The sequence below is a fragment of the Ruegeria sp. HU-ET01832 genome, from assembly GCF_040371315.1.
GTDB classification, from domain to species: domain Bacteria; phylum Pseudomonadota; class Alphaproteobacteria; order Rhodobacterales; family Rhodobacteraceae; genus Ruegeria; species Ruegeria lacuscaerulensis_A.
Genome location: NZ_BAABWL010000007.1, coordinates 144,339 through 168,682 on the forward strand (window position 1 = coordinate 144,339; position 24,344 = coordinate 168,682).

General features: G+C 59.5%; 26 protein-coding genes. 9 read left to right on the forward strand and 17 right to left on the reverse strand.

Annotated features, from left to right (window positions below):
* Nucleotides 1-3 precede the first annotated feature (3 nt).
* The 5 genes from ABWV79_RS19555 to ABWV79_RS19575 all read right to left on the reverse strand — a co-directional run bounded on the left by ABWV79_RS19555 (nt 4) and on the right by ABWV79_RS19575 (nt 5,290).
* Nucleotides 4-1,305 carry an NAD(P)/FAD-dependent oxidoreductase gene (locus ABWV79_RS19555; RefSeq protein WP_353394118.1) on the reverse strand — a complete coding sequence of 434 codons (1,302 nt, stop codon included), beginning with the start codon at nt 1,303-1,305 and terminating at the stop codon, nt 4-6.
* Entirely contained in the window at nt 1,302-2,120 is an 819-nt protein-coding gene (locus ABWV79_RS19560) for an ABC transporter permease (RefSeq protein ID WP_170724572.1), read from the reverse strand. The genes ABWV79_RS19555 and ABWV79_RS19560 overlap by 4 nt, the downstream gene beginning before the upstream one ends.
* Nucleotides 2,117-3,007 carry an ABC transporter permease subunit gene (locus ABWV79_RS19565; RefSeq protein WP_353394120.1) on the reverse strand — a complete coding sequence of 297 codons (891 nt, stop codon included), beginning with the start codon at nt 3,005-3,007 and terminating at the stop codon, nt 2,117-2,119. Before ABWV79_RS19565 ends, ABWV79_RS19560 begins: the two co-directional genes overlap by 4 nt.
* The gene (locus ABWV79_RS19570) at nt 3,007-4,134 is read right to left on the reverse strand and encodes an ABC transporter ATP-binding protein (RefSeq protein ID WP_353394122.1); all 1,128 of its coding nucleotides are present in this window, start codon (nt 4,132-4,134) and stop codon (nt 3,007-3,009) included. Before ABWV79_RS19570 ends, ABWV79_RS19565 begins: the two co-directional genes overlap by 1 nt.
* A gap of 70 nt (nt 4,135-4,204) precedes the next feature.
* On the reverse strand, nt 4,205-5,290 hold the full coding sequence (locus tag ABWV79_RS19575) for a polyamine ABC transporter substrate-binding protein (protein ID WP_170355429.1): 1,086 nt from the start codon (nt 5,288-5,290) through the stop codon (nt 4,205-4,207).
* A gap of 140 nt (nt 5,291-5,430) precedes the next feature.
* Between ABWV79_RS19575 and ABWV79_RS19580 the strand changes: the two genes are divergently transcribed.
* The gene (locus ABWV79_RS19580; protein WP_353394125.1) at nt 5,431-6,114 is read left to right on the forward strand and encodes a GntR family transcriptional regulator; all 684 of its coding nucleotides are present in this window, start codon (nt 5,431-5,433) and stop codon (nt 6,112-6,114) included.
* 75 nt (nt 6,115-6,189) lie between these two features.
* Nucleotides 6,190-7,587: an aspartate aminotransferase family protein gene (locus ABWV79_RS19585; RefSeq protein WP_353394127.1), complete on the forward strand. Its 1,398-nt coding sequence runs from the start codon at nt 6,190-6,192 to the stop codon at nt 7,585-7,587.
* A gap of 75 nt (nt 7,588-7,662) precedes the next feature.
* Here ABWV79_RS19585 and ABWV79_RS19590 read toward each other — a convergent pair whose 3' ends face one another.
* Nucleotides 7,663-8,961 (reverse strand): lytic murein transglycosylase, encoded by a 1,299-nt coding sequence (locus ABWV79_RS19590; protein ID WP_353394129.1) that lies wholly within the window; start codon nt 8,959-8,961, stop codon nt 7,663-7,665.
* A gap of 62 nt (nt 8,962-9,023) precedes the next feature.
* A complete protein-coding gene (locus ABWV79_RS19595; protein WP_353394131.1) occupies nt 9,024-9,737 on the reverse strand; it encodes a helix-turn-helix transcriptional regulator in 714 nt (237 codons plus the stop codon).
* An 85-nt stretch (nt 9,738-9,822) separates the two neighbouring features.
* On the opposite strand from ABWV79_RS19595, the gene ABWV79_RS19600 reads away from it, so the two are divergent.
* A complete protein-coding gene (locus tag ABWV79_RS19600) occupies nt 9,823-10,518 on the forward strand; it encodes a glutathione S-transferase family protein (RefSeq protein ID WP_353394133.1) in 696 nt (231 codons plus the stop codon).
* On the forward strand, nt 10,515-10,901 hold the full coding sequence (locus tag ABWV79_RS19605) for a DUF1801 domain-containing protein (RefSeq protein ID WP_353394135.1): 387 nt from the start codon (nt 10,515-10,517) through the stop codon (nt 10,899-10,901). Before ABWV79_RS19600 ends, ABWV79_RS19605 begins: the two co-directional genes overlap by 4 nt.
* On the opposite strand, the gene rnr is transcribed toward ABWV79_RS19605, so the two are convergent.
* Genes rnr through dapE form a run of 3 tightly spaced genes read right to left on the reverse strand, consistent with a single transcriptional unit; the run spans nt 10,892 to nt 14,915 of the window.
* On the reverse strand, nt 10,892-13,150 hold the full coding sequence (gene rnr, locus ABWV79_RS19610) for a ribonuclease R (RefSeq protein ID WP_353394137.1): 2,259 nt from the start codon (nt 13,148-13,150) through the stop codon (nt 10,892-10,894). The genes ABWV79_RS19605 and rnr overlap by 10 nt on opposite strands.
* Before the next feature lie 48 nt (nt 13,151-13,198).
* Nucleotides 13,199-13,774: a TIGR04282 family arsenosugar biosynthesis glycosyltransferase gene (locus ABWV79_RS19615; protein WP_353394139.1), complete on the reverse strand. Its 576-nt coding sequence runs from the start codon at nt 13,772-13,774 to the stop codon at nt 13,199-13,201.
* 1 nt (nt 13,775) lies between these two features.
* The gene (gene dapE / locus ABWV79_RS19620; protein ID WP_353394141.1) at nt 13,776-14,915 is read right to left on the reverse strand and encodes a succinyl-diaminopimelate desuccinylase; all 1,140 of its coding nucleotides are present in this window, start codon (nt 14,913-14,915) and stop codon (nt 13,776-13,778) included.
* A gap of 208 nt (nt 14,916-15,123) precedes the next feature.
* On the opposite strand from dapE, the gene ABWV79_RS19625 reads away from it, so the two are divergent.
* The gene (locus tag ABWV79_RS19625; protein ID WP_353394143.1) at nt 15,124-16,182 is read left to right on the forward strand and encodes a transporter substrate-binding domain-containing protein; all 1,059 of its coding nucleotides are present in this window, start codon (nt 15,124-15,126) and stop codon (nt 16,180-16,182) included.
* On the opposite strand, the gene ABWV79_RS19630 is transcribed toward ABWV79_RS19625, so the two are convergent.
* The 5 genes from ABWV79_RS19630 to ABWV79_RS19650 all read right to left on the reverse strand — a co-directional run bounded on the left by ABWV79_RS19630 (nt 16,179) and on the right by ABWV79_RS19650 (nt 19,811).
* Nucleotides 16,179-16,523, reverse strand: coding sequence for a DUF8846 family protein (locus ABWV79_RS19630; RefSeq protein ID WP_058272663.1), 345 nt, complete (start codon nt 16,521-16,523; stop codon nt 16,179-16,181). The two genes, ABWV79_RS19625 and ABWV79_RS19630, sit on opposite strands and share 4 nt — an antisense overlap.
* Before the next feature lie 46 nt (nt 16,524-16,569).
* Entirely contained in the window at nt 16,570-17,196 is a 627-nt protein-coding gene (locus ABWV79_RS19635; RefSeq protein ID WP_353394145.1) for a LysE family translocator, read from the reverse strand.
* Between the two features lie 99 nt (nt 17,197-17,295).
* Nucleotides 17,296-18,123 carry a 2,3,4,5-tetrahydropyridine-2,6-dicarboxylate N-succinyltransferase gene (dapD, locus tag ABWV79_RS19640; RefSeq protein ID WP_170355440.1) on the reverse strand — a complete coding sequence of 276 codons (828 nt, stop codon included), beginning with the start codon at nt 18,121-18,123 and terminating at the stop codon, nt 17,296-17,298.
* Nucleotides 18,124-18,249: 126 nt separating this feature from the next.
* Nucleotides 18,250-18,849 (reverse strand): GntR family transcriptional regulator, encoded by a 600-nt coding sequence (locus tag ABWV79_RS19645; RefSeq protein WP_170355441.1) that lies wholly within the window; start codon nt 18,847-18,849, stop codon nt 18,250-18,252.
* 44 nt (nt 18,850-18,893) lie between these two features.
* Nucleotides 18,894-19,811, reverse strand: a complete 918-nt coding sequence (locus tag ABWV79_RS19650) for a threonine/serine dehydratase (protein ID WP_353394147.1) — start codon at nt 19,809-19,811, stop codon at nt 18,894-18,896.
* A gap of 79 nt (nt 19,812-19,890) precedes the next feature.
* Between ABWV79_RS19650 and ABWV79_RS19655 the strand changes: the two genes are divergently transcribed.
* Nucleotides 19,891-20,733, forward strand: a complete 843-nt coding sequence (locus ABWV79_RS19655; RefSeq protein ID WP_353394149.1) for an LOG family protein — start codon at nt 19,891-19,893, stop codon at nt 20,731-20,733.
* Nucleotides 20,734-20,736: 3 nt separating this feature from the next.
* The gene (locus ABWV79_RS19660) at nt 20,737-21,834 is read left to right on the forward strand and encodes a cystathionine gamma-lyase (protein WP_353394151.1); all 1,098 of its coding nucleotides are present in this window, start codon (nt 20,737-20,739) and stop codon (nt 21,832-21,834) included.
* Here ABWV79_RS19660 and ABWV79_RS19665 read toward each other — a convergent pair whose 3' ends face one another.
* A complete protein-coding gene (locus ABWV79_RS19665) occupies nt 21,835-22,218 on the reverse strand; it encodes a hypothetical protein (RefSeq protein WP_353394153.1) in 384 nt (127 codons plus the stop codon). It lies immediately after the preceding gene.
* Nucleotides 22,219-22,360: 142 nt separating this feature from the next.
* Here ABWV79_RS19665 and ABWV79_RS19670 point away from each other — a divergent pair, with 142 nt between their 5' ends.
* On the forward strand, nt 22,361-23,278 hold the full coding sequence (locus ABWV79_RS19670; RefSeq protein ID WP_353394155.1) for a DnaJ C-terminal domain-containing protein: 918 nt from the start codon (nt 22,361-22,363) through the stop codon (nt 23,276-23,278).
* The gene (locus ABWV79_RS19675; RefSeq protein ID WP_353394157.1) at nt 23,275-23,619 is read left to right on the forward strand and encodes a chaperone modulator CbpM; all 345 of its coding nucleotides are present in this window, start codon (nt 23,275-23,277) and stop codon (nt 23,617-23,619) included. Before ABWV79_RS19670 ends, ABWV79_RS19675 begins: the two co-directional genes overlap by 4 nt.
* 3 nt (nt 23,620-23,622) lie before the next feature.
* Here the strand turns inward: ABWV79_RS19675 and ABWV79_RS19680 are convergent, their stop codons facing one another.
* A complete protein-coding gene (locus ABWV79_RS19680; RefSeq protein ID WP_170355528.1) occupies nt 23,623-24,249 on the reverse strand; it encodes a cytochrome P460 family protein in 627 nt (208 codons plus the stop codon).
* Between the last annotated feature and the right edge of the window lie 95 nt (nt 24,250-24,344).

The window sequence follows — 24,344 nt, forward strand, 5'->3', positions numbered from 1 at the left end:
GGGTCACATATCCGCAAGCCCCATCATCCAATAGGCGGGCGGCATCAGTGCTCTCCGCCAGGGCCCCAGCGGAAACCGGGGAGGAGTGCGCGTCATCGGAGTGGGAAGCTGCGGGCCTTGACCAAGGGCCAACTGGGCAAGTGCGCGCCCGCAATAAGTCCCCATCGCGACGCCGTTGCCGTGGAACGCAAACCCTGCAAACATGCCAGGACGGCCCGGAACTGGCCCCACATAGGGCGTTAACCCCCGTGTCAAACACACCATTCCCGACCAGATATGGGTGATATCCACTGCGCTCCATTCCGGGAACATGCGTGTGAAGTCACGTTGAACCTTATGGCGAATCGCGGCCTCAGCTCGGGGTGAGGATCGCAGCCCGCCACGCATTCCAAACAGGAACCGCCGGTCGGGCATCAGCCGGAAATAATGCAGCAGGTGCCGCGTGTCATAAGACATCTGATCCGTGGTCCAGCCTTGCGCCGCCAACTCGAGTTTGGTCAAGGGACGAGTCACCAGTACCGTGGATTGGGCGGGCATGTAGCGCCCGGACATCCAGTCCGGCACATCCTCGCTGGAATACCCATTGGTGCAAATCAGGACACTTGATGCACGCACTTTCCCTACAGGTGTTGTGACCTCAAAACCCTGAGCGATCTTTTGCAGTGCCTGGACGGCGCTTTTCTGAAACAGTTTTGCACCGTTTCGCTGGGCCGCTTCGGCCAGTCCGAACAAGTATTTCCGGGGGTTCAGACCAAAGCCCACAGGGTTCGTATACCCGCCGTGAAACGCGCCACCAAAACCGAGACCGGGCAAGTCCTTGGCTTCGTGCAAAACTCCGGTCGAATCCGCACCTTTCCTAAGGGCTGACATGGCCCGCGCATTGTGCGCCAGCTGGGTTTCTCCTTTCGAATGGACATCCGCCTCAATCCGATGGTCCCTTAGGAGACCGGCCACGAGATGAACGGCGTCCGCTTCGGCTTGTCCGTATTCCCGCGCAGCAGAAGCTCCGAACCTGCGGGACATTGCCTTCGGGCTGAGTTTTGAACCACCCAGACAGCAGAACCCACCGTTTCGCCCGGACGCGCCCCAGCCGGGCGTCTCGGCCTCAAGCACAGCAACAGACGTACCCGCTTGCGCCAAATGTAGCGCCGCGGAAAGGCCCGTGAACCCACCACCCACAACCGCGACATCAACCGTCAGGTCTCCTTTCATTTCCGGCCAATTCAGGCTGGGAATGGTTTCATCCCACCAGCATCCTTCCCGGGGTCCGGGGCCATAAGTGTAGTCCGGGAACAGCCGTTTCATTCGGTACGCGCCGCGGCCATTTCATCCTGCTTTTGTCGCATCATGGCGCGTTTTGTAACCAGCGACGCGGTAATGACGCCCACTGTCACGACGGCGATCATCAACGTTGACAGCGCGTTGATCTCGGGGCTGACGCCCAGCCTGACTGCCGAGAAGATCTTGATCGGCAGGGTGGTGGCCGACGGCCCCGAGGTAAAGGACGCAATCACCAGATCATCCAGCGACAGGGTAAAGGCCAGCAACCAGCCGGAAATCACGGCAGGCGCAATGATCGGCAGTGTCACTAGGCGAAACGCTTGCGCAGGCGAACAACCAAGGTCCAGAGCGGCCTCTTCCAGCGACTGATCGAACGTGACCAAGCGCGACGAGACAACGACCGAGACGAAACACATCGAAAAGGTCGTATGCGCCAGAACGATGGTCAGGATACCGCGATCCAGCCCGATGCCTATGAACAATAGCAGCAACGACAGGCCGGTGATCACTTCGGGCATCACCAGCGGGGCGTAGATCATACCGGAGAACAGCGTTCGACCGAAGAAGCGCCCCCCGCGCACCAGCACATAGGCGGCGGCGGTGCCCAGAATGGTCGCCAGCGTAGATGAGAACACAGCCACCCGGACTGTCACCCATGCCGCATCCAGAAACGCCTCGTTCTGGACCAGCTCACCATACCATTTGGTCGAGAAGCCAGCCCAAACGGTGACCAGCTTGCTTTCGTTAAAGGAAAAGATGATCAGGATGATCATCGGGATATAGAGGAACGCAAATCCCAGCGTCAGCGAGACCGCGTTGAACCAGCTTAGCCTGTTCATTGCTCGGCCTCCGTCTGTTTCTGCTGGTTTCGCTGGAACAGCACGATTGGGATCACAAGGATCAGCAGAAGCACTACCGCCACGGCGCTCGCCACCGGCCAGTCGCGGTTCGAGAAGAACTCCTCCCACAGTACCTTGCCAATCATCAGCGTGCCTGACCCGCCCAGAAGCGAGGGGATCACGAACTCGCCAATCACCGGGATCATCACAAGGAAACAGCCTGCTATGATACCGGGGCGCGACAGCGGGATTGTCACAAGCCAAAAGGCCTGAACCCGCGAACAACCAAGGTCTTCGGCGGCCTCGATCAGGGATTCGTCCATCCGTTCCAGCGCCGAATAGATCGGCAGGATCATGAACGGCAGATAGGTGTAGACGATGCCGATATAGACGGCAGTGTTGGTGTTCAGAATGGTCAGCGGGGTCGAGATCAACCCCGTCCACAGCAGCAACTGGTTCAGATAGCCTTCGTTCGACAGGATGCCCATCCACGCATAGACGCGGATCAGGAACGAGGTCCAGAAGGGCAGGATCACGAGCATCATCAGCGTCGGCCGCCATTCAACCGGCGCGCGGGCCATGCCATAAGCGATGGGATAGCCAACCAGCAGCGTGAAAAACGTGGAAATCACCGCGATTTTGACGCTAGAGAGGTAGGCTTTCCAATACAGGTCATCCTCAGTCAGCCAGACGAAGTTTTCGAAATCCAATTGGCTGAAGAACTCTTTGATTCCTGACCAGCCCTGCGAGAAGTCCAGCGTTGGCGTGTAAGGCGGGATCGCCAGTTCGATATCCGACAGCGAGATTTTCAGGACGATAAAAAACGGCACCAGAAACAGCGCCAGCAGCCAGACATATGGGACGGCGATAAGAAAGGCGCGGCGCATCAGTCGGCCAGCAGAACCGCAGCCGTTGCTGTCCAGGACAGCCAGACCGGGTCTTCCCAGGTAAAGGACCGGCGCGAGATACGGCGGGTATTGGCCGTCTGCGCCTTGATGATCGTGCCGTTGGGTAATTCGACGTGATAGGTGGAAAGGTTGCCGAGATAGGCGATGTCATGGACCTTGCCCTGCACCGCATTGATCGCGTCCGCCGGGCGGTCGGCCGAGATCGTTACCTTCTCGGGGCGGATCGCCAGATGACAGGCCTGCCCCTGCGCGAACCCATTGGCCGAGGTCGCGGTCAACGGGGCCTGCCCTTCGGCCCAATCGATCTGATAGGTGTCTTCGCCATTGGCGGTGGCGCGGCCTTCGATGATATTTACGTCGCCAATAAAGTCGGCGACATAGACCGAGTTGGGGTTCTCATAAATCCGGTCCGGCGTGGCGACCTGCATCAGCTGTCCCTGATCCATCACGGCCACGCGGCTGGCCACGGTCATAGCTTCCTCCTGATCGTGGGTCACGATGACAAAGGTGGTGCCGGTCTTTTCCTGAATATCCATCAGCTCGAACTGCGTGTCCTGCCGCAGCTTCTTGTCCAGCGCGCCCAACGGTTCGTCCAGCAGCAATAGTTTTGGCGCTTTCGCCAAAGACCGCGCTAAAGCGACCCGCTGCCGCTGCCCGCCCGAGATCTGGTGCGGTTTACGACGCGCGAATTGCGTCAGCCGGGTCAGGCGCAGCATTTCTTCGACTCTGTCCTCAAGGTCGCGTTTGGGCATGTTGTCCCGGCGCAGGCCAAAGGCGATGTTTTCCCAGATGCTTAAGTGCGGGAACAGCGCGTAGGACTGGAACATCATGTTTACCGCCCGCTTATTTGGCGGGATCGGGTCGATATCCTGACCGCCCAACATGATGTGGCCCTCGGTGGGTGTTTCGAACCCCGCCAACATCCGCATCATCGTGGTTTTGCCGCAGCCCGATGGCCCCAGCAGAGCGAAAAATTCTTTCTCGAAAATATCCAAAGACAGGTTGTCGATTGCCGTAAAGTCTCCAAACCGCTTGGTGACATTCTGGAATTGGATCAAGGGTTTCGCCTGTGGGTCTTCCCACGGCGCAAAGACGTCAGAGTTCACTACAGCCCCCGTTCGGCAATCTTGAGAAAAACGGCAGGGCGGGAAACCCGCCCTGCCTTAGGAAATCGGATCAGGTACCCGATTTGATCTTGGTCCACAGACGGGTCACAACCCGCTGCGTTTTTGCCGGGTAGGGCGTGGTGATGTAGAGATTCTGCATCGTCGCGTCGTCCGGGTAGATCGCCGGATCGCCGATCACGTCTTCCTCAAGGAACTCTTGCGAAGCTTTGTTGCCGTTGGCGTAATAAACATAGTTCGACGCCGCAGCCATGTTGTTGGCATCCAGAATGAAGTTCAGGAACTTGTGCGCGCCTTCTGGATTCGGAGCATCTGCCGGGATGGCCATCTGGTCAAACCACATCAGCGAGCCTTCAGCGAACGGATGGTATTCTATCTCGACCCCGTTATCGGCCTCGGCCGCACGGTCGCGGGCCTGTAGAATGTCACCTGACCAACCCACGGCCACGCAGATATCACCATTGGCCAGAGCGTTGATGTATTCCGAGCTATGGAACTTCTGGATATGCGGACGCACGCTGGTCAGAACTTCTTCGACCTTCTGGATGACGTCCGGATCGTGGCTGTCCGGATCTTCGCCCAGATATTGCAACGTCATGGGGATCATCTCGGCAGGCGCATCCAGGAAATGCACACCGCACCCGGCGAGCTTCTCCATGTTTTCCGGGTTCAGCACCAACTCCATGCTATTCAGCGCGACGTCATCGCCCAGTGCCTCTTTGACCTTACCAACATTGACGCCGATCCCCGTGGTTCCCCACATGTAGTTGATCGAGAAGGCGTTGTCGGGGTCGTAACCTGCGGTCCGTTCCTGAATGACGTCCCAAAGATTCCCCGAGTTATCCAGCTTGGAAGTATCCAGTTGCTGGAAAGCCCCCGCTTGAATCTGGCGTTGAAGGAACGTGCCGGACGGAACCACCACATCATAGCCAGACCCACCGGCCAGCATCTTGGTTTCCAGAACCTCGTTGCTGTCGAACACGTCGTAGATCAGCGTCAGACCGGTTTCTTCCTCGAATTTCTGCAAAAGGTCTTCGTCGATATAGTCCGACCAGTTGTAGACGCGCACTTCTTCAGCGAAGGCCGCCGAAGTCCCCAATGCGATGACCGCTGTCAGTGTCAGCGTTTTGATTGACATTTTATTCTCCCTGCAAGTGTGCGGGTATTTTCCCGTTTTTTTGGATTTGATCAAGTTTTGCGTTTTTCCCCGATCCGTCGTATGGTTTCACGAGGTCAGGCACCTGGCAAGTCAACACAATCGCAAACAGGGCAAACCAATTGGATTTGATCAAAAATAAGGCACCGAGGCCAGTGGCCGATGATCAGAAACGACCTGCCCACGAGCAGGTCTATCAGACGCTGCGCGCCCAGATCATGTATGGCGATCTGGTCCCCGGACAGCCTGTCACCATTCAAGGGCTGACTGATTCGCTGGACGTTGGCATGACCCCTGTTCGCGAAGCGATTCGCAGGCTGATCTCTGACGGAGCACTTATGTTTCAGGGCAATCGCCGGGTCAGCGTACCTTTGCTGAAACATAGCGATGTTCAACAGATGATTTTCGCTAGAATTTCAATAGAATCAGAGCTTTCCAGACGCGCGACAACCAACATGAGCGCTGTCGAAATAGATCATCTGGCTCAGATCGATAAACAGTTGGACCGTACCATCGCCGACGGCGACGTCGGCGGATATCTGCGCCTCAACCACCTGTTTCATGAAACGCTCTATTCCTACGCAGACGCTCCGATTCTCAACGATTTGGCGGAACGGTTATGGCTGCGGTTCGGCCCCTCACTGCGTGTCGTTTGCGGTCGTTTCGGAACCCAAAGCCTGCCCGACCGCCACAAAGATATCATAACGGCGCTCCGCCGTAAGGACCCCGACAGGGTCGCGAAAGCCACCGCACAGGACATCGAACAGGGAATGGAGCTGATGGCAGGTGCCTTGTCATCCGCCTAGATAAATGCGATTCGATTGACAGAAAAAAATTTGATCATATTGTGACCGCTAATCGCTCTTGCAGGAGATTCCCCGATGTCGACCATCACAAATCACATGCCGACTGCCGAATTGCAGGCACTGGATGCCGCCCACCACATGCACCCCTTTTCGGCCAATGGCGCGCTCGGGAAAGAGGGTGCCCGCGTCATCACCCGCGCCAAGGGCGTCTATCTGACCGATAGCGAAGGCGAGGAAATCCTGGATGCCATGGCCGGTCTTTGGTGTGTCAATGTCGGGTATGGCCGCGACGAGCTGGCCGAGGCAGCTGCGCGACAAATGCGCGAACTACCCTACTACAATACCTTCTTCAAAACCACGCATGTCCCCGCCATCGCGCTGGCTAAAAAGCTGGCCGAACTGGCGCCGGGCGATCTGAACCATGTGTTCTTCGCTGCTGGCGGGTCTGAAGCAAATGACACCAATATCCGTCTGGTTCGCACTTATTGGGCCGAAAAAGGCCAACCCGACAAGAATATCATCATCAGCCGCCACAATGCCTATCACGGTTCGTCCGTTGGCTCGGCCTCGCTGGGGGGTATGGCGGGGATGCACGCGCAAGGTGGTATTCCGATCCCGAACATTCACCACATCAACCAGCCGAACTGGTGGGCCGAAGGCGGCGACATGACGCCCGAAGAGTTCGGTTTGGCCCGCGCGCAGGAACTGGAAGAGGCAATTCTTGAACTGGGCGAAAATCGCGTCGCGGCCTTCATCGCCGAGCCGGTTCAGGGCGCAGGTGGCGTGATCGTCGCCCCCGACACCTATTGGCCCGAAATCCAGCGTATCTGCGACAAATACGATATCCTGCTGATCGCGGATGAGGTCATCTGCGGCTTTGGTCGCACTGGCAACTGGTTCGGGTCGCAAACCGTGGGCATCCGTCCCCATATCATGACCATTGCCAAAGGCCTCAGCTCGGGTTACGCGCCCATCGGAGGTTCTATCGTCAATGATGAGATCGCCGAGGTGATTGGCGGCACCGAATTCAACCACGGCTACACCTATTCCGGCCACCCGGTCGCCGCCGCGGTGGCACTGGAAAACCTACGCATCCTCGAAGAGGAAAAGATCGTGGACCACGTCCGCGACGTCGCCGCCCCCTACCTGAAAGAAAAATGGGAGGCGCTGGTCGATCACCCGCTGGTGGGTGAAGCGAAAATCGTAGGTATGATGGCCTCGATTGCGCTGACGCCCGACAAAGCAAGCCGCGCTAAGTTCGCCTCAGCCCCCGGCACCGTCGGCTATGTCTGCCGCGACCGTTGCTTTAGCAACAACCTGATCATGCGCCATGTGGGGGACCGGATGATCATCTCACCTCCGCTGATCCTGACCCCATCGGATATCGACGAGATGTTCGTGCGCATCCACAAATCGCTGGACGAAGCCGAGGCCGACATCATCGAACAAGGGCTGATGAAAGCCGCCAGCTGATCCGCGCAGTTTCATCTGGCCAAATATATCTCGGGGGAATCGCGGCTTGCCGCGATGGGGGCAGAGCCCCCTCCTCTACCTCAACCGTTCTAGCAACCGCAGGGTTGGATAACCATCCGGTACCAAACCCTGCGCCAACTGATAGGCCCGCACCGCGTTGACAGTATTCGGGCCTGTGCGCCCATCGATTCCTTGGGTATCGAACCCAGCCTGGGTCAAAAGGCCCTGCAGCTCTTTCTTTTCGGTAAAGCTCAGTATCCGGTCATCGCGGGGCCAAGATGCCTGAAACGGGCTGCCACCGACCAGCCGATCCGATAAATGACCGATCCCGATCACATAGGCGTCGGCACCGTTGTATTTCTCGATCACGTTGAAATTGTCGAATATCATCAAGGCCACGCCTTGCCCGCCTGCCGGCAAGAGAATGGCCGCCTTCCCATGATCCGGAATGGCCTGCCCGTCGCGTCCAACAACACCAAGCGCGGCCCATTCGGATGGCATCAACCTGTGGTCCCGCTTGGCCGAAGCAAAATCGAAACCGTATGGCAACTGCACTTCGATCCCCCAGGGTTGACCCTTTTTCCACCCATGTCGCGCCAGGTAGGACGCCGCCGAAGCCAAAGCGTCTGTCGGGTCGTCGGACCAGATATCTCGCCGTCCGTCGCCATCAAAATCCACCGCATGTTCCAAATACGAGGTCGGCATAAACTGCGTATGACCCATTGCGCCCGCCCAACTGCCTGTCATAGCACCGGGCACGACATCGCCAGCCTGAATGATCTGCAAGGCCGCCACCAGTTGCGCCTCGAAGAAAGACGCCCGACGTGCGTCGAACGCCAGCGTTGCCAGCGACCGGATCGTCTGATCTCCGCCCCGAAACGAACCATACGACGTCTCAAGCCCCCAGATGGCCGTTACAACTTCTTTCTCGACGCCATATTGCGCTTCGATCCGGGTCAAGACCGCATTATGGCGCTCCAACCCGGCGCGTCCATTCGCAATTCGCCGGTCTGATACGGCAGAGTCCAGATACTCCCAGATTGGCTTCGAGAACTCGGCTTGGTTGCGATCGCGCTTGATAACGTCCCAATCGTAAGTCAGCCCCGCCAATGACCGGTCCAACGTCGTCGCAGATATTCCTTGTTGCAACGCGCGTTCGCGGAACGCTCCCAGCCACGCCTGAAAGCGCGCATTCCCTTCGGTTGACACGCGGATCTCCTTAAACTCTGGCCGAACAACCGGCCGTATCGACACGGTGACATCGGCCGATGCGAGCTCGTGAATCTGTGGGCCATTGGCCGAGTTGATAGGATCCGCCTGCACTATGGATGCCCATAATGCAGCGGTCATGACGCCGCTTACGCATTTATGCATTCCGATTTTCCTGATTACTGCTCAACACCAAGGTAGCGCATAATGGCGAAATCACAAAGAGCTCAGGTTTCGCCCTCGCGGAGTTTTGCTGCCCGCTCGGCCCGCAACCGATCCAGCGCTTGCCGAAGCAGAGGCACCCTGTTGGGCCGGAAAAAGTCTTCGGTCGGGGCCATATCGCGCATACGGTCCAGCCGGAATATCCTGAAATCCTGCCTTAAATGGCACCAACTGATCAAAACGCTTGCCCGGTCCATATATACGATACTCAGCGGATTCACCCGACGACGGGTGGCATCCCCCTTGGCATCGGTATAGGCAAACTCGACTGTGCGTTCATCCCATGTGGCTTGTCTCAGATCACGCACATCGATGGTTGGCCGGGCCGGGCGATCAAACCGGGTGGCCGTCAGGACGGCGTGTGACAGGCGATGCGACTGGCGGTGTGGCAAGCGTCCCTGCAGCTTGCGCAGAACCGCCCCAGCCGCATCTGCCAGACCCGGATCGCCAATGGATTGCACCTCACGCAGGCCCAGAACCAGTGCCTCTAGCTCGTCATCGGTGAAGCCCAAAGGCGGCAGAGTCGCATCCTCGATCAGGGTGAACCCAAACCCTGCTTCCCCGTCGATGACAGCCCCCAGTCCGCGCAAAGCGTCGATGTCACGATGAACGGTGCGGGCTGAGACGCCCAGATCCTGCGCCAGTTGGACCGAGGTCTTGGGCGACGGGTCAGAGCGCAAGGCTTGCATCAATTGGAACAGGCGAGCGGTGCGAGACATATCGTAATCTAGACTAAGGCTAATGACAGAAACTGTCATTATGGCATCTTATCCAAACGGCATCTTAACGACTCTGGAGCCAACGATGCTGACCCTTCTGACCTTCCCTGCCGCCTTCGGCCAATTCAGCGCCAGCCCTTTTTGCGTCAAAACGGCGTATATGTTGCAACTGTCCGGCCAAAGCTGGCAGCGGTCCGATATGCTGAACCCATCGAAGATGCCCTACCAGAAATTGCCTGTTTTGCGTACGTCCCAAAGGCTGGTGGCCGACAGCGACCTGATCCGGGACTGGCTGGAAACACAAGGGGCCAATTTCGATGCAGACCTTAGCGACATTCAAAAGGCCCAGTCCCGCGCCCTGATCCGCATGGCCGAAGAACATATCTATAACCACGTCGTTCTGGATCGCTGGGGCAATGACGAGGTCTGGCCGATCTTGCGCGATATGTTCTTCACCGAGGTTCCTGCACTGATCCGTCGCCCCGTGACCCACGCAATCCGAAAATCGGTGATGAAGCGAATGGACGGGGCCGGTGTCTCGCGGTTCTCGGATACTGAACGCACAGATCGCCTGGAACGGGACCTCGAAGCGATATCAGCTTTTCTGTGGCAGTCGCCCTTCCTGTTCGGTGAAAGCCCAACCGCAGCAGACATGAGCGTCGGGCCTGTACTGGCCGCGATGCGCGCGACACCAAAAGAAACTCAGCTGACGCGGCGCATCAAAACCGATACCTTGCTTAACAGTTATTTGGACCGGTTAGAGCAGGCGATCCCGCTATGACGCCCTTTCAAGACCCCGCTGTTCAGTCCGTTTTCGACGGGTACAAGCCAGACACCCACAAGGGTGTGCTGGCCCTGCGTGAATTGATCTTTGAAACGGCCCTAACTCTTCCCAGCGCCCAACCGCTGCAAGAAGCCTTGCGCTGGGGGCAACCCGCCTACCTGGCACCCAAAGGGTCCACAATCAGGTTAGGGGGCCACAAGACCGCCAGTTTCGCACTGTTCGTCCATTGCCAAAGCCGTCTGATCAGTGATTTCACTTCGGCCTTCCCAGACGAGGATCGGCTGGAAGGCAACCGGGCAGTTCTTTTCGACGACCCCCGCCAGGTTGACGCGAACCGCCACGGATGGCTGATTGCGCGGGCGCTGACTTATCACCTCTGACGGCGTTTGCGTTCGACTTTGCGTTTGATCTTGTCTTTCTTGCGCTTGTTGCTGAGCGCCTTTCCCCGCGCGCCGCGTTTCACCGGACCTCGCCCACGCGGCAGGGCCTGATCGTCGATGGACAGCAGCTCCAGCTCCAACCCGCCCGTAACCGGCGTCGCCTCAGTCAGGCGCACCGTGACGCGTTGGCCGATGGCGATAATCAGCCCGGTGTCTGATCCCATCAGCGTCCCGGCCTCGCGGTCGAAGTGGAAGAACTCACGCCCCAAGGATCGCACGGGCACCAACCCATCAGCGCCGGTTTCGTCCATCTTCACAAAGGCCCCGAACCGCGCGATGCCGCTGATGCGGCCGGTGAACTCATTGCCCACCCGCTCGCTCAAATAAGCCGCCAGATAGCGATCGGTTGTGTCGCGCTCAGCCATCATCGAACGCCGCTCGGTGTCCGAGATATGGGTGGCGGTTTCGTCCAGTCGCGCGATTTCATCCTCGGTCAGCCCATCCTTGCCCCAACCATGGGCCGAGATCAGCGCCCGATGCACGATCAGGTCCGCATAGCGGCGGATGGGCGAGGTGAAATGCGCGTAACTCCGCAGCGCCAGCCCGAAATGGCCGAAGTTCTCGGGGTTGTAATAGGCCTGCGCCATCGACCGCAGGGTGGTCAGGTTGATCAACTCGGCATCTTCAGTGCCCGCAGCAGCGTTCAGCAGCGCGTTCAGATGGCGGGTCTGCAATACCTGCCCCTTGGCAAGGTTCAACCCGGCGGCCTGCGCGGTTTCCCGCAGGCTTTCCAGTTTTTCCGGCGCGGGTTCTTCGTGGACGCGGAACAGCAGCGGGCGGCGTTTGGCGATCAGTGTCTCAGCGGCGGCCACGTTGGCGAGGATCATGAACTCTTCGATCAGCTTATGCGCGTCCAGACGATCGCGGAAAGCGACGCTGGTCACTTCACCCGTGTCGCTGAGGATGATCTTGCGTTCGGGCAGGTCCAGTTCCAACGGCTGCCGCTCTGCCCGCGCGGTTTTCAGCGCGGCATAAGCGGCGTAGAGCGGTTTCAGCACCGTCTCCAGCAAAGGCCCGGTGCGGTCATTCGGTGACCCGTCAATGGCCTCCTGCACCTCGGCATAGTGCAGCGACGCGGCCGAGCGCATCAGCCCGCGCACGAACCGGTGACCGATCTTGTTGCCCTCGGCGTCGATCTGCATCCGCACGGCGATACAAGCGCGCGGGACGCCTTCGTGCAGCGAGCACAGATCGCTCGACAGACGGTCGGGCAGCATCGGCACAACGCGGTCTGGGAAATAGCTGGAATTGCCCCGCTTGCGCGCTTCACGGTCCAGCGCGGTTCCGGGCTGCACATAGGCGGCAACATCTGCGATGGCGACCCAGATTACATGACCGCCGGGGTTCTTGGGGTCGTCATCAGCGTGCGCGTAACAGGCATCGTCGTGATCCCGCGCATCCGAGGGGTCGATGGTTAGCAGCGGCATATCCCGCAGGTCATCGCGGCCCTTCAGACCGACGGGTTTGGCCTTATCGGCCTCGGCGATCACCTTGTCCGGGAAGTCGTCCGGGATGCCGTGCTGGTGGATCGCGATCAGAGAGACCGCCTTGGGCGCGGTGGGGTCACCCAACCGTTCCACGATGCGGGCACGGGGCAGACCCATGCGGTTCTTGGGCCCGGCCTGTTCGGCCTCGACCAGCTCACCGTCTTTGGCGCCATGCACCGCACCATCGGGGACCAGCCATTCATTCTGGCCCGCTTTGTCGATGGGCACGATCCGCCCGCCCTCGGCCCCTTTGCGGAAAATGCCGACGATCTTGCGCGGGTTGGTGCCGATCCGGCGGATCAGGCGGGCCTCATAATTGTGGTCTTCCTCATGCACCACGGTCAGGCGCGCCAGAATCCGGTCGCCCTCGCCCAGAGCCGGGTCACTGGCGCGAGTGATCAACAAGACGATGGGCTCAACCCCTTCACCATGCCATTCCAGCGGGCGCGCAAACAGGTCGCCATCGACATTCGGAGCCTTCACCTGCAGCACACTGACCGGCGGCAGACGATCCGGGTCGCCATAGCTGCGCTTGCGCTTTTCCAGGTGGCCCTCGGCCTCAAGCTCGCGCAGGATGCGTTTCAGGTCGATCCGCGCCGCGCCCTTGATCCCAAAGGCTTTGGCGATATCGCGTTTCGAGGTCAGGGTGGGGTTCGCCGAGATCCAGTCAAGGACCTCCTGCTTGGTGGGGATACGACTCATATATTTGGCGTAACACGGGCGTGCGACGGCGTCATGACCAAAAACGGATCAGGGTTTCAGATCGGCCACCGTGTCCACATCGCGCAACGGGTCCAGCAGCGCCACTCGTGCGCCGGAGATCGAGGCCAGCGTGTCAGCTAGCGCATGTTCGGTGGACCAGCGCACATCGCGGAACAGGTTGTTGGGAAGCGCGCCATATCTTTGCGCACCCACCAGCCAATAGCCGCCATCCGGGGCGGGGCCGAATGCCATCTGCGCGGACCCCAACACCGTGAACGCGCGGGCAATGTGGCCTCGGGTAATGCCCGGAATATCCGCACCGATCAGGCAGACCGGCCCCGGCGGCATCCCGCGCAGCATCCGACCCATCCGGTCACCCAGATCTCCGCGCCCCTGCCCCGCCCGCGACAGATCAGCAGGCCAGATTCGGCTGGTCAGACCTTCGCGGTCAGGCGCGACCGCCAGCACAATCTGCCAACGCGGATCACGCAGCCGCCGGATCAACGAGCGTGTCTGGTGGCGAAACCACCAAGCCGCCCCAACCATACCGATATCGCGGCCCAGCCGGGTTTTCACCCGACCCGGGCGCGGCTCTTTCACCATGATCACGAGAGTGCGCTGCATGTCAGGCGAAATAGTCCCGCAGGATGCGCGTGTAGATGGCCTTGAGCTGTTTGATCTGTGCCACCTCGACGCATTCATCCACCTGATGCATGGTGCGGCCCACCAGCCCGAATTCCACCACCGGGCAGTGGTTCTTCACAAATCGCGCGTCCGAGGTACCGCCCGTGGTCGACATCTCGGGCACCACACCGGTTTCCGCCTCAACCGCCTTGGCGACCAGGGCGGACAGAGGCCCCGGCGGGGTCAGAAAGCTCTCGCCCGAGATCTTGATGCGCAGGTCGATCTCAACCCCGAACTCATCGGCCACTGCAGCGGCCTCGGCCCGCAACCAATCGCTGAGGCTGGCCCCGGAATGCAGATCGTTGAACCGGATATTCACCGCCCCTGTAGATTGCGCGGGGATCACGTTGGTTGCCGGGTTGCCCGTGTCGATCGTCACCACGGCCAGTGTTGAGGCGTCGAAATGGACTGTACCCTTATCCAGCTCGTGGCTGGCCAAACGATCCATCAGCCGCGCCATTGCGGGCATCGGGTTCTTGGCGCGGTGCGGATAGGCCGCGTGACCCTGTACCCCGGTCACGGTGAACCAGATGTTCATCGAGCCACGCCGCCCGATCTTCATCATCTCGCCCATTGTGTTGGGGCAGGTCGGCTCGCCCACCAGACAGACCGACATCTTTTCCCCGGCGCTGTCCATATAGTCCAGCAGGGCGGTGGTGCCGTCCAGCGCATCGCCTTCCTCATCCCCGGTGATGGTCAGGATGACGGCCCCGTCGGGCGGCGTGTCGCGCACAAAATCAACGGCCGCTGCGGCAAAGGCCGCCACTCCGGATTTCATGTCCGTCGTGCCTCGACCAAACATCACGCCATCTTTCACCTCAGCCCCGAAAGGTGGCATGGTCCATGCAGCCTCATCCCCAACCGGCACGACGTCTGTATGGCCATTAAAACCAAAGCTGCGCGGATGCCCCTTCTCGCCCCAGCGTGCAAACAGATTGCAAATCCCGCCGCGATCGACACGGGTGCAGGCAAACCCCGCCTCCGCCAGCAGTTTTTCCAACAGAACAAGGGCGCCCCCTTCATCAGGTGTGACCGATGGGCAACGGATCAGGTCCGCTGTCAATTCTACCGCATCTGTCATTTCTTACCCTTTCTCTGCACTGAACTGCATCTTCGCGCACAGATTCAACGAATTGGCGGGATTGCCAACCCCCGCACGGCACGCTTCACACGCTTTTTTGCAGTTTACCTCGCGATGACATGTCAACAAAACATTGGCGTTTCCGTTGCGATTGCCTTGCCGCCCAATTCGAAATCGCGTTAGAGGGCCGCGAAACAGGTAAATTTCGATGACACGCGCTTTAATCGCTTGGATCTGCCTGACTTTCGCCGTTCTTGCACAGCAAAGCCAGGCTCAGACTTTGACGGTCACCACTGTGACCCGCCAACCGTTCTCGTATGTCGAGGACGGGGTAGAGACTGGATTCTCGATGGATCTTCTGGCTGCATTGGCACAATCGTTGGACTGGGACTACCAAATCAACCGGGTCGATGGCTTCGGTGATATGCTGGTCGCAGTGCAGGACGGATCAGCAGATTTGGCCATCGCCAATATCTCGATCACGGCTGCGCGCGAAACCCAGATGGATTTCAGTCAACCGATTTTCGAGGCCGGGCTTCAGATCATGGTGCCGTCGGACGCGATGCGCCGCCCGTCGCTGTTGCAGGCGTTGTTGTCAGTCGAGCTGTTCATCGCAATCGGGCTGGCCTTTGCCATCCTGCTGGGCGGAGGGATGCTGATGTGGGTGTTCGAGCGCCGATCGCAGCCCTATTTCGATCGCAAGCTGGACGAAGCGTGGTTTCCGTCCTTCTGGTGGGCGCTCAATCTGGTCGTGAATGGCGGGTTCGAGGAACGGATGCCGCGCACACCCTTTGGGCGCTTGCTGGGTGTTGTTTTGGTCGTATCATCCCTGTTCATCGTGTCTGTCTTTACCGCGCGGATCACCTCGGTGATGACGGTAGATGCGATCAGCGGTAACGTGAATTCGGTGAATGATCTATACGGCAAGCAGGTCGGAACGATCTCGAACTCGACTGCAGCCAGCTTCCTGAACCGGCGCGAGATCGAATTTACCGGATACGACAGTCTTGAACCCATGCTGGACGCATTCCGGGCCGAAGAACTGGACGCGATCGTCTTTGATGCGCCCATCCTGTCCTACTATGCATCGCACGAAGGCCGCAGATTCGCGTCCATGACAGGCGGGGTGTTCCTGCGCGAAAACTACGGCATAGCCTTTCCCACCGGGTCGCCTCTGGTCGAGGATGTCAATCAGGCGCTGCTGGCGCTACGCGAAGATGGAACCTATGACGAGATCTACCGCAAATGGTTCGGGGCGCGGAACTAAGCTGGTTCCTCATCCCCGAAAAACGGTGTCATCTGGGCGACAATAACCGCGTTTTCATCCAGCGCGCGCTGCATCAGGGCGCGCTCATCCGGGTCGATGTCATGCCCCTGCGCCTCGCGTTCAGCCAGCGTGCCATAGCCGGTTACATCCAAAGGCGCTGTGTCAGCCTGTTTCAGGATGGCAACGGTTTCACGCACGGCCTCGGCTTCGTCCACGCCACTGGCAAAGCACATCAGCGCTGCACCGGTTGCACCTTCGGGCAAACCATCGCCTTCCTTGCGACCGATCTGCACAAGCAGGGTGTAAACTTGCTGACGAGAGGGTTTCTTTTGCTTTTCCATGCGCCCGGCCTTATCGCCGCGCCGCGTGTTGGTCAAGCGCGGGGCACTAACGCTCGGCCGTCGCCAGTTTGAGCGCCAGCGCCACGAAGATCACGCCCGAGATCCGGTTCAGCCACAGTTGAACGCCCGGCGACCCGCGCAGCAGCCCGCCCAGAGTACCCGCGGCCAGCGCCACAGCACCGAAGACCACGACCGTAGCCAGAAACATCAGAGCGCCCAACTGATAGAACTGCCCAATGATCGGCCCATTATTCGGGTCGACGAACTGCGGCAGAAACGCCAGCATGAAGATTGTCACCTTGGGATTGGCAATATTCATGATCAAACCGCGCAGAAACAACTTGCGCGTCGCAATACGGGGTGCATCTGCACTGTCCAGCCGGGTTTCGGTGGCCGTGAAGGCTTTCCACGCCAGATAGACCAGATACCCCGCCCCGGCATATTTTAACATGGCAAAGGCCGCCTGCGAGGTCTGAAACAGCACCGCAACCCCGAACGCTGCCGCAGTGGTGTGTACAATGAGCCCCGATGCCAAGCCAAGCGTCACAATCAGCCCTGACATCCGGCCATAAAGCGCCGATTGGGTCAGTACAAAGATATTGTCCGGCCCCGGCACCGCGGCCAAAGCGATGGCAACGCTCATGAACAAAATGACCACGTCAACGGGAATCATGAAGACCTCAAAAGGTGCGGGAAAGAGCCGGTCAATTCTTCAGACTGCAGGAGAAGGCCACGTTCAAAAAACATGGCCTTTTCCCGCGAACGCTGGGGATCAGTCGCGCAGCAGCTCGTTGATCCCGGTTTTGGAACGGGTCTTTTCGTCTACCCGCTTCACAATGACGGCGCAGTAAAGGCTGACATTGTTTTTCGACGGCATCGAACCGGCCACAACCACCGAATAGGGCGGCACCTCGCCATACATGACTTCACCGGTTTCGCGGTCAACGATCTTGGTCGATTGGCCGATGAACACGCCCATTCCCAGAACCGAGCCTTCGCGGACGATACAGCCCTCGACCACCTCTGACCGGGCGCCGATAAAGCAGTTGTCTTCGATGATGGTCGGCCCGGCCTGCATCGGCTCCAGCACGCCGCCAATGCCGACGCCACCCGACAGGTGAACGTTCTTGCCGATCTGCGCGCAGGATCCGACGGTGGCCCAGGTATCAACCATGGTGCCTTCGTCCACATAAGCGCCCAGGTTCACAAAAGACGGCATCAGCACCACGCCCGGCGCAACATAGGCCGATTTGCGCACCACACAGTTGGGCACGGCGCGGAAGCCGGCGGCTTTCCACTGGTTCTCACCCCAACCGGCGAACTTGCTGTCCACCTTGTCCCACCAACCGCCATCTTGCGGGCCACCCGTTTGGATTTCCATGTCCTTGATGCGAAAACCCAGCAGAACCGCCTTTTTGGCCCACTGGTTTACGTGCCAATCGCCGCTGTCCAGCTTTTCTGCAACCCGCAGGGAACCGCTGTCCAGTGCATTCAGCGTATCTTCGATGGCTTCACGCTGTTCACCGGTGGTGGCGGGGGTTATTGTATCGCGTGCCTCCCAGGCGGCTTCGATGGCGGCTTCCAGTTGCGCGTTGGACATTTCGGGGCTCCCTGACGAATCTGTTCATGTTGGTGTTGCCTATACGCAAGCGCCAACCTTGGCGCAATGCGACGCAGGTGGGCGCGTTTGCGTCGGGCCGATCGCAATCAAAGGGTACAGCAGTGGTCAACGCGCGCGCCGGATGTGCCGGACCAGAAGCCCAACCGCCCCTGCGGTGTCTTTCTTTTGGATCGCCTGCATGATCGCCGCATGATCCGTATCCGCCCGCTGCACCCATTTTGGCCGCCAATGCGCGAACAGATGGCGCGCGCTGGCAATGTGCAAATCATCAATCGTCCGCAGCAGCCGGGGCAGCGCGCATGGTGCAAGAATGGCGCGGTGGAAAGCGCGGTTTTTGGCCTCCCACTCGGGCATCGTTTCAGCCGCATCGCAGGCCAACCGCGCCTGTTCTGCACGGGTGACCGCGTTCATCGACATGTTCTGCACCGCGTATTGTAAGGCCAACGGTTCAAGGGCGACACGCATTTCGATCACTTCGCGCACTTCAACCGGATCCAGTGGCGTCACACGCATCCCGCGTCGGGGTTCGCTTTTGGCCAGCCCATGGGCTTGCAAACGCAGCAGAGCTTCGCGCACCGGGACATGGCTGGTATCAAAAGCCCGCGCGATGTGGTCCTGACGCAGCTTTTCCCCCGCACTCAGCTCTCCGGTAATGATTTGCTGGCTGAGGGTGTCATAGATAGTGTCGGCAATGGTCGCGCTCATGAATTATAGATAAAATCCACCGTCACTGATCACAAGCCGCATTCTCAGCCCATAAATGGGTCGGGTGAGATGTTGCCCCCGCACACCAGTACTGCAACCTTTTCATCGTGCGCAGGTGTATAAGCGCCCGATAACAGCGCAGCCAATGCGGTCGCGCCTGCGGGCTCGACAAGGATGCGATGGGTTTGCCAAAGCAGTTGCTGCGCTTGGGCAATCGCCTCATCGGAGACCAGGACCGAGGTCATGCCTTGCGCCAACCCAAAACAGATTGACCCGATACGCCGCGCACCCAGCGCATTGGCCGCGATCCCGGAAACCCGAACGTCCACCGGCTCACCGGCCTGCAAGGCGGCATTCAAAGCACATGAGGTTTCGGGTTCTACGGCCACGACCTTGCGCGCATTTTGCAACCAAGCAAACGCTCCGGCGATCAGACCACCACCGCCAACAGCGACCAGAACGGTATCAGCCTTTAGGCCCTGTGCCTCCCATTCGGCAAAACAGGTGCCTTGCCCGGCTACAGTGCCGGGTGCGTCATACGCATGTATCTGCATTGCGCCGGTGCGCGCCTCATGATCCTGCGCAGCCGTCAGGGCATTCGCATATTCGCCAGACACAACGCTCAGATCCGCACCCGTTTGTTCGATCAACGCAATCTTGGACGGACCAGCCAGTTCGGGTACGAAAATCTTGGCAGGAAAACCCAGCGTCTGTGCGGCATAGGCCGCCGCTGCCCCGTGATTGCCGCCTGACGCGGCAACAACCCCAGCCGCGGGCACGTCCGAACTCAGCAGCGTGTTGAAAGCCCCGCGCGCCTTGAAACTGCCGGTGTGCTGCATCTGCTCCAGCTTCAACTCGACGGGATAGTCCAGCCCCAGCGCATGGCTTTCCATTACGGGTGTAACCTGTGCATATCCGGCGATCCGGTCTGCGGCCGCTGAAATTTCGTTCTTCCAATTCATTCTTGTACTTCCGTGACTGGCACTCTACCCGCGAACCCTATAGCTGTTTTGGAAACACGCAAGCAGGGATCGATCACCTATGAGAGAAGACCGCCACAGCCCGTTTCGCGACGCGCAGACCGACCGCTCGACCGCGAGCGAGGTGCCGGATACGCCGCAGACGCGCTCCCCCGCCTATCGCCTTGCCTTTGCCGATGACGAGTTCCTGTGCCGCGATGAGCTGCGCCCGGTGCGCCTGCAGCTGGAACTTCTGAAGCCTGAGATGATCATGAGCGAACGTCAGATCACCTCGACCATCGTCATGTTCGGCGGTGCACGCATCCCGGAACCGTCGCAGAAACACACCGCCCGCACGAAAACGCTGGCTGATTTGTCGGAGTATTATGACGAGGCGCGCGAATTCGCCCGGCTGATGACCGAGAAGTCGAACCAGACTGGCTGCCGCGAGAACGTGATCGTCACCGGCGGCGGCCCCGGCGTGATGGAGGCTGGCAATCGCGGTGCTCAGGATGCAGGCGGTTGTTCCATCGGGTTGAACATTGTGCTGCCGCATGAGCAGGCGCCGAATGAGTACGTGACGCCCGAGCTCAGCTTCAACTTCCACTATTTCGCCATCCGAAAGATGCACTTCCTGATGCGCGCCCGCGCCGTCACCATCTTCCCCGGCGGCTTCGGCACGATGGATGAGCTGTTCGAGTCGCTGACCCTGATCCAAACCGGCCGGATGGACCGCGTGCCCTTCCTGCTGTTTGGCCGTGAATTCTGGGAGAAAGTCATCAACTGGGAGGCGCTGGCAGATGCGGGCACCATCTCGGACGAAGACCTGGACCTGTTCCGTTTTGTTGACACCGCGCAAGAGGCGGTCGAGATCATCGAGAACTGGGAACCTGCCCCGCCCCGCGACGACATTCCGGGGCGCTGAGAGATGGCCCCCAAACCCGGAGAGATGCTGCACCTGCGCGGCAATGCCCTGAATGCAGGCGACCCTGTGGCGCTGCCCTTGACGCAAAGCAGCATGTACCACCTGCCCGGCGCGCCGGACGGTTTGGCAACCTATGGCCGCGTCGACAACCCCACATGGGTGCATCTGGAACATGTTCTGGCCCATCTGGAGGACGCGCCTTGCCTCGTGTTCCCCTCGGGAATGGGGGCGATTTCCGCCGCTTTGTTTGCCACCATCAAGGCCGGGTCGCGTATCCTGATCCCGTCCGACGGCTACTACGTCACCCGCGTGCTGGCGGATCGATTTCTGTCGGGTCTAGGCGTGTCGGTCACCGAACGCCCCACAACCGCGTTTACCGAGGGCGGGTTTGACGGGTTCGACGTGGTCTTTGTCGAAAGCCCCTCGAACCCCGGTCTGGACATGATGGACCTGCCCGCAATTGCACTAGCAGTACGCGCAGCCGGAGGAATCACGATTGCTGACAACACCACCATGACCCCGCTGGGCCAGCGCCCGCTGGATCTGGGTGTGGATGTGGTTGTGGCCTCAGACACTAAGGCGATGGGTGGGCATTCAGACCTGCTGATGGGCCATGTCTCCAGCCGCAATCCGCAGATCATGGAGCGGGTCGAGGAATGGCGCAAAGTCTCGGGCGCGATCCCCGGCCCGCATGAGGCGTGGCTGCTGCATCGCGGTTTGGAAACGCTGGATGTGCGGTTCGACCGGATGTGCGCCTCGGCGCAGGTAGTGGCCGAGCGGCTGGCGGATCACCCTGCGGTGAAAGCCATCCGCTATCCCGGCCTGCCCTCTGACCCCGCGCACGCGCTGGCCAAAGCGCAGACCGCGCGGTTCGGGTTTCTGCTGTCGATCACGCTGGACAGCGAAGACAAAGCCGAAACCTTCATCAACGCCTGCCCGATGCTGCGTCCTGCCACATCCTTTGGCGGGGTCCACAGTTCGGCTGAACGCCGCGCGCGCTGGGGCGACGATGTGGACCCAGCCTTCATCCGCCTTTCGGTCGGATGTGAACCGGTCGAGGAGTTGTGGCAGGCGGTCAACGCTAGCCTTAACGCGCTGTGATTACTTCTCGGGCTCGCGCAACTCAGTGAACACATAGATCGGCAGCACGATGCTGGCGATCAACGCCCCCAGCCAGACCAGCAGGGTTGAGGCCAGCAGGTTGGAAATCCCGCCTACAGTCAGGCCGTTTGTGATCAGATCGGTAAGCAACAAGCCGACAAAGGTCACGATCAGCGCGATGCCACCCTTGATCGCAGGCGCGCGCTTTGCCCCGAGTTTCAGGATCAGCGGCTCGGCGATCCATTGAATAAGCGTGAAAACGATCACGACCACAATGAACGAGATCGGTCGGATCGCGAACTCGGGCAGTAGGATCGCCGCCAGCAGCAGCCCGATGGCGTTCCCGGCCAGCAGGGCCAGAATGGATTTAAATCGGCGCGTCATGGGGCCTCCGGTCAATCTATAAAAACATGCGTATGTTAGCAGACCTATAGGGATTTGCGAGCGGTTTCAAAAGCCTCTTCCTTTTGGGCCGTTGAAAACGCATGATAAAACCATCCTGTTCCTCCGAGCCGCGAGAGGTGAGATGAGCGACGATCCCTATTCCGCCCTTGGCGTCACCAAAGACGCCAGCGATGCCGAGATCAAAAAAGCCTATCGGCGCATCGCTAAAGACTGCCACCCCGACCTAAAGCCCGGCGATGCCGAGGCCGAGGCCAAGTTCAAAGCCGCAGCTGCCGCTTATGATCTGCTGAAAGATCCCGAAAAGCGCGCGCAGTTTGATCGGGGCGAGATTGACGCTTCGGGTCAGGAACGCGCCCAGCAGCAATACTATCGCGACTATGCTGAGGCCGCCGGAAACCCCTATCGCGGGCGTCAGACAGATCCGGATGACATGTCGGACATCTTCGCCAAGTTCATGCGCGGGCGTGGCGGCTATGGCCAGCGCAGCCAAGGCTTCCACGCGCCGGGGCATAACCGCAGCTACAGCCTGCAGATCAGCTTTCTAGATGCTGTGTTTGGCGCCAGCCAGAAACTGACATTGCCTGACGGCGACCGGATCGAGGTCAAGATCCCGGCAGGCATTACAGACGGCCAAACCATCCGACTTCGCGGCAAGGGGGATCCCGGGTTTGGCGACGGGCCTGCAGGTGATGCTCTGGTCACCGTGACAGTCGCACCTCATCCGGTGTTTGAACGTCAGGGTGATGACATCCACATTACCCTGCCCATCACCATTGACGAGGCTGTTCTGGGCGGCAAAGTCCCCGCGCCAACTATTGACGGCGGCGTCAACGTCAGCGTGCCGCCCGGCACCAGCAGCGGCAAAACCTTGCGGTTGCGGGGCAAAGGGGTCAAAAAACGCGGCTCGGCCGAACGGGGCGACCAACTGATCGAATTGACCGTCGCCATGCCCGACCAGATCGACGATGACCTAAGGGCTTTCATGGAAAATTGGCGCGACACGCACAGCTATGATCCTCGCAAAGGAATGCCGTCATGAACCGCACCTTGACCGAATCCGAAGTGATCGCATCCGTGACCCGCCTGACCTCGGCCCGACTGACCGAGTATCTGGCCGCCGAAATCGTGATCCCTGAGAACACTGAACAAGGGCTGGTCTACCACAGCCTCGACGTGGCTCGGCTGGAGTTGGCCTGTGAATTGCATGATCAATACGACATGGAAACCGAAGCGCTGTCGATGATGATCTCACTTATCGACCAGATGCACGGTTTGCGCGCCGAACTGCGTGAGGTGCTCAGCGCCGTCGAAGCGCAGCCGGAACCAGTCAGGCAAAACCTGATCGATGTGATCGAAATCGCCCGGTTCGGGTCAAAGTAAGGTTCAGTTCTTCACCAAATATTCTTCGGGTACGTAAAAAGTATAATCCCGATCAGCCACAGCCTCGTGGCAATCGTGGCAATAGGCTACGGCGCTTTCGCGATCTCCCATCGTGTCACCGAACACCGACCCGTCCGGCATCACCATGATGTACCGCCAATCCGCCGTATCGGGGCTTACGCCTTCGGCCAGCTTTTCCATTACGAACAATGCGCCGGGATGCGTATTGCCGGTATCCGTGACAGTCATGCTGTCCTTCGCCAACACAGACCCCATGGGCAGTTTTTCGCCCTCAATCAGAGTGCCATAGTTATGTGCCATCCGGTTCGCATAGCTGTTCACGAACCGCCGGCCATGTGTCTCAGAGATGTAAGGCGCATCATTGAACAGCGGCCAGCTTTGGTAGTTTCTGATGATTTCCATTTGCGCGGCGGCATATCCCCGCGCCATGCGCTTTTGCAGCGAGCTATAGATGCCGGACGCTTCTTCCTTGGACAGTTCAGCAGGATTTTCGATGGCAAGATGTGCGCTTTCACTCTCGGACTGGGCTGCAGCAGAAACTGCAACCAAACAGCCGACACATAGCCCCGGAAATATGCCGGGGATTCGTCGTATCAATTCCAATAGCATTCTATGGCCCAACCGGTAATTCGTTTCACAGGAACGCAGCACGTCATGTGAGTGGCAAATAGATAGCGGCCACGCTTAATCTTGCCAAAATGGGT

Excerpts from the sequence above, each read along its gene's own strand:
- ABWV79_RS19595 (WP_353394131.1), bottom strand. The coding sequence starts at position 9,737 with ATGTCTCGCACCGCTCGCCTGTTCCAATTGATGCAAGCCTTGCGCTCT.
- ABWV79_RS19660 (WP_353394151.1), top strand. The coding sequence starts at position 20,737 with ATGGCCCCCAAACCCGGAGAGATGCTGCACCTGCGCGGCAATGCCCTG.
- ABWV79_RS19585 (WP_353394127.1), top strand. The coding sequence starts at position 6,190 with ATGTCGACCATCACAAATCACATGCCGACTGCCGAATTGCAGGCACTG.
- rnr (WP_353394137.1), bottom strand. The coding sequence starts at position 13,150 with ATGAGTCGTATCCCCACCAAGCAGGAGGTCCTTGACTGGATCTCGGCG.
- ABWV79_RS19655 (WP_353394149.1), top strand. The coding sequence starts at position 19,891 with ATGAGAGAAGACCGCCACAGCCCGTTTCGCGACGCGCAGACCGACCGC.
- ABWV79_RS19600 (WP_353394133.1), top strand. The coding sequence starts at position 9,823 with ATGCTGACCCTTCTGACCTTCCCTGCCGCCTTCGGCCAATTCAGCGCC.
- ABWV79_RS19590 (WP_353394129.1), bottom strand. The coding sequence starts at position 8,961 with ATGCATAAATGCGTAAGCGGCGTCATGACCGCTGCATTATGGGCATCC.
- ABWV79_RS19560 (WP_170724572.1), bottom strand. The coding sequence starts at position 2,120 with ATGAACAGGCTAAGCTGGTTCAACGCGGTCTCGCTGACGCTGGGATTT.
- ABWV79_RS19625 (WP_353394143.1), top strand. The coding sequence starts at position 15,124 with ATGACACGCGCTTTAATCGCTTGGATCTGCCTGACTTTCGCCGTTCTT.
- dapE (WP_353394141.1), bottom strand. The coding sequence starts at position 14,915 with ATGACAGATGCGGTAGAATTGACAGCGGACCTGATCCGTTGCCCATCG.
- ABWV79_RS19670 (WP_353394155.1), top strand. The coding sequence starts at position 22,361 with ATGAGCGACGATCCCTATTCCGCCCTTGGCGTCACCAAAGACGCCAGC.
- ABWV79_RS19680 (WP_170355528.1), bottom strand. The coding sequence starts at position 24,249 with ATGCTATTGGAATTGATACGACGAATCCCCGGCATATTTCCGGGGCTA.
- ABWV79_RS19645 (WP_170355441.1), bottom strand. The coding sequence starts at position 18,849 with ATGAGCGCGACCATTGCCGACACTATCTATGACACCCTCAGCCAGCAA.
- ABWV79_RS19615 (WP_353394139.1), bottom strand. The coding sequence starts at position 13,774 with ATGCAGCGCACTCTCGTGATCATGGTGAAAGAGCCGCGCCCGGGTCGG.
- dapD (WP_170355440.1), bottom strand. The coding sequence starts at position 18,123 with ATGTCCAACGCGCAACTGGAAGCCGCCATCGAAGCCGCCTGGGAGGCA.
- ABWV79_RS19605 (WP_353394135.1), top strand. The coding sequence starts at position 10,515 with ATGACGCCCTTTCAAGACCCCGCTGTTCAGTCCGTTTTCGACGGGTAC.
- ABWV79_RS19575 (WP_170355429.1), bottom strand. The coding sequence starts at position 5,290 with ATGTCAATCAAAACGCTGACACTGACAGCGGTCATCGCATTGGGGACT.
- ABWV79_RS19630 (WP_058272663.1), bottom strand. The coding sequence starts at position 16,523 with ATGGAAAAGCAAAAGAAACCCTCTCGTCAGCAAGTTTACACCCTGCTT.
- ABWV79_RS19635 (WP_353394145.1), bottom strand. The coding sequence starts at position 17,196 with ATGATTCCCGTTGACGTGGTCATTTTGTTCATGAGCGTTGCCATCGCT.
- ABWV79_RS19665 (WP_353394153.1), bottom strand. The coding sequence starts at position 22,218 with ATGACGCGCCGATTTAAATCCATTCTGGCCCTGCTGGCCGGGAACGCC.
- ABWV79_RS19555 (WP_353394118.1), bottom strand. The coding sequence starts at position 1,305 with ATGAAACGGCTGTTCCCGGACTACACTTATGGCCCCGGACCCCGGGAA.
- ABWV79_RS19565 (WP_353394120.1), bottom strand. The coding sequence starts at position 3,007 with ATGCGCCGCGCCTTTCTTATCGCCGTCCCATATGTCTGGCTGCTGGCG.
- ABWV79_RS19650 (WP_353394147.1), bottom strand. The coding sequence starts at position 19,811 with ATGAATTGGAAGAACGAAATTTCAGCGGCCGCAGACCGGATCGCCGGA.
- ABWV79_RS19675 (WP_353394157.1), top strand. The coding sequence starts at position 23,275 with ATGAACCGCACCTTGACCGAATCCGAAGTGATCGCATCCGTGACCCGC.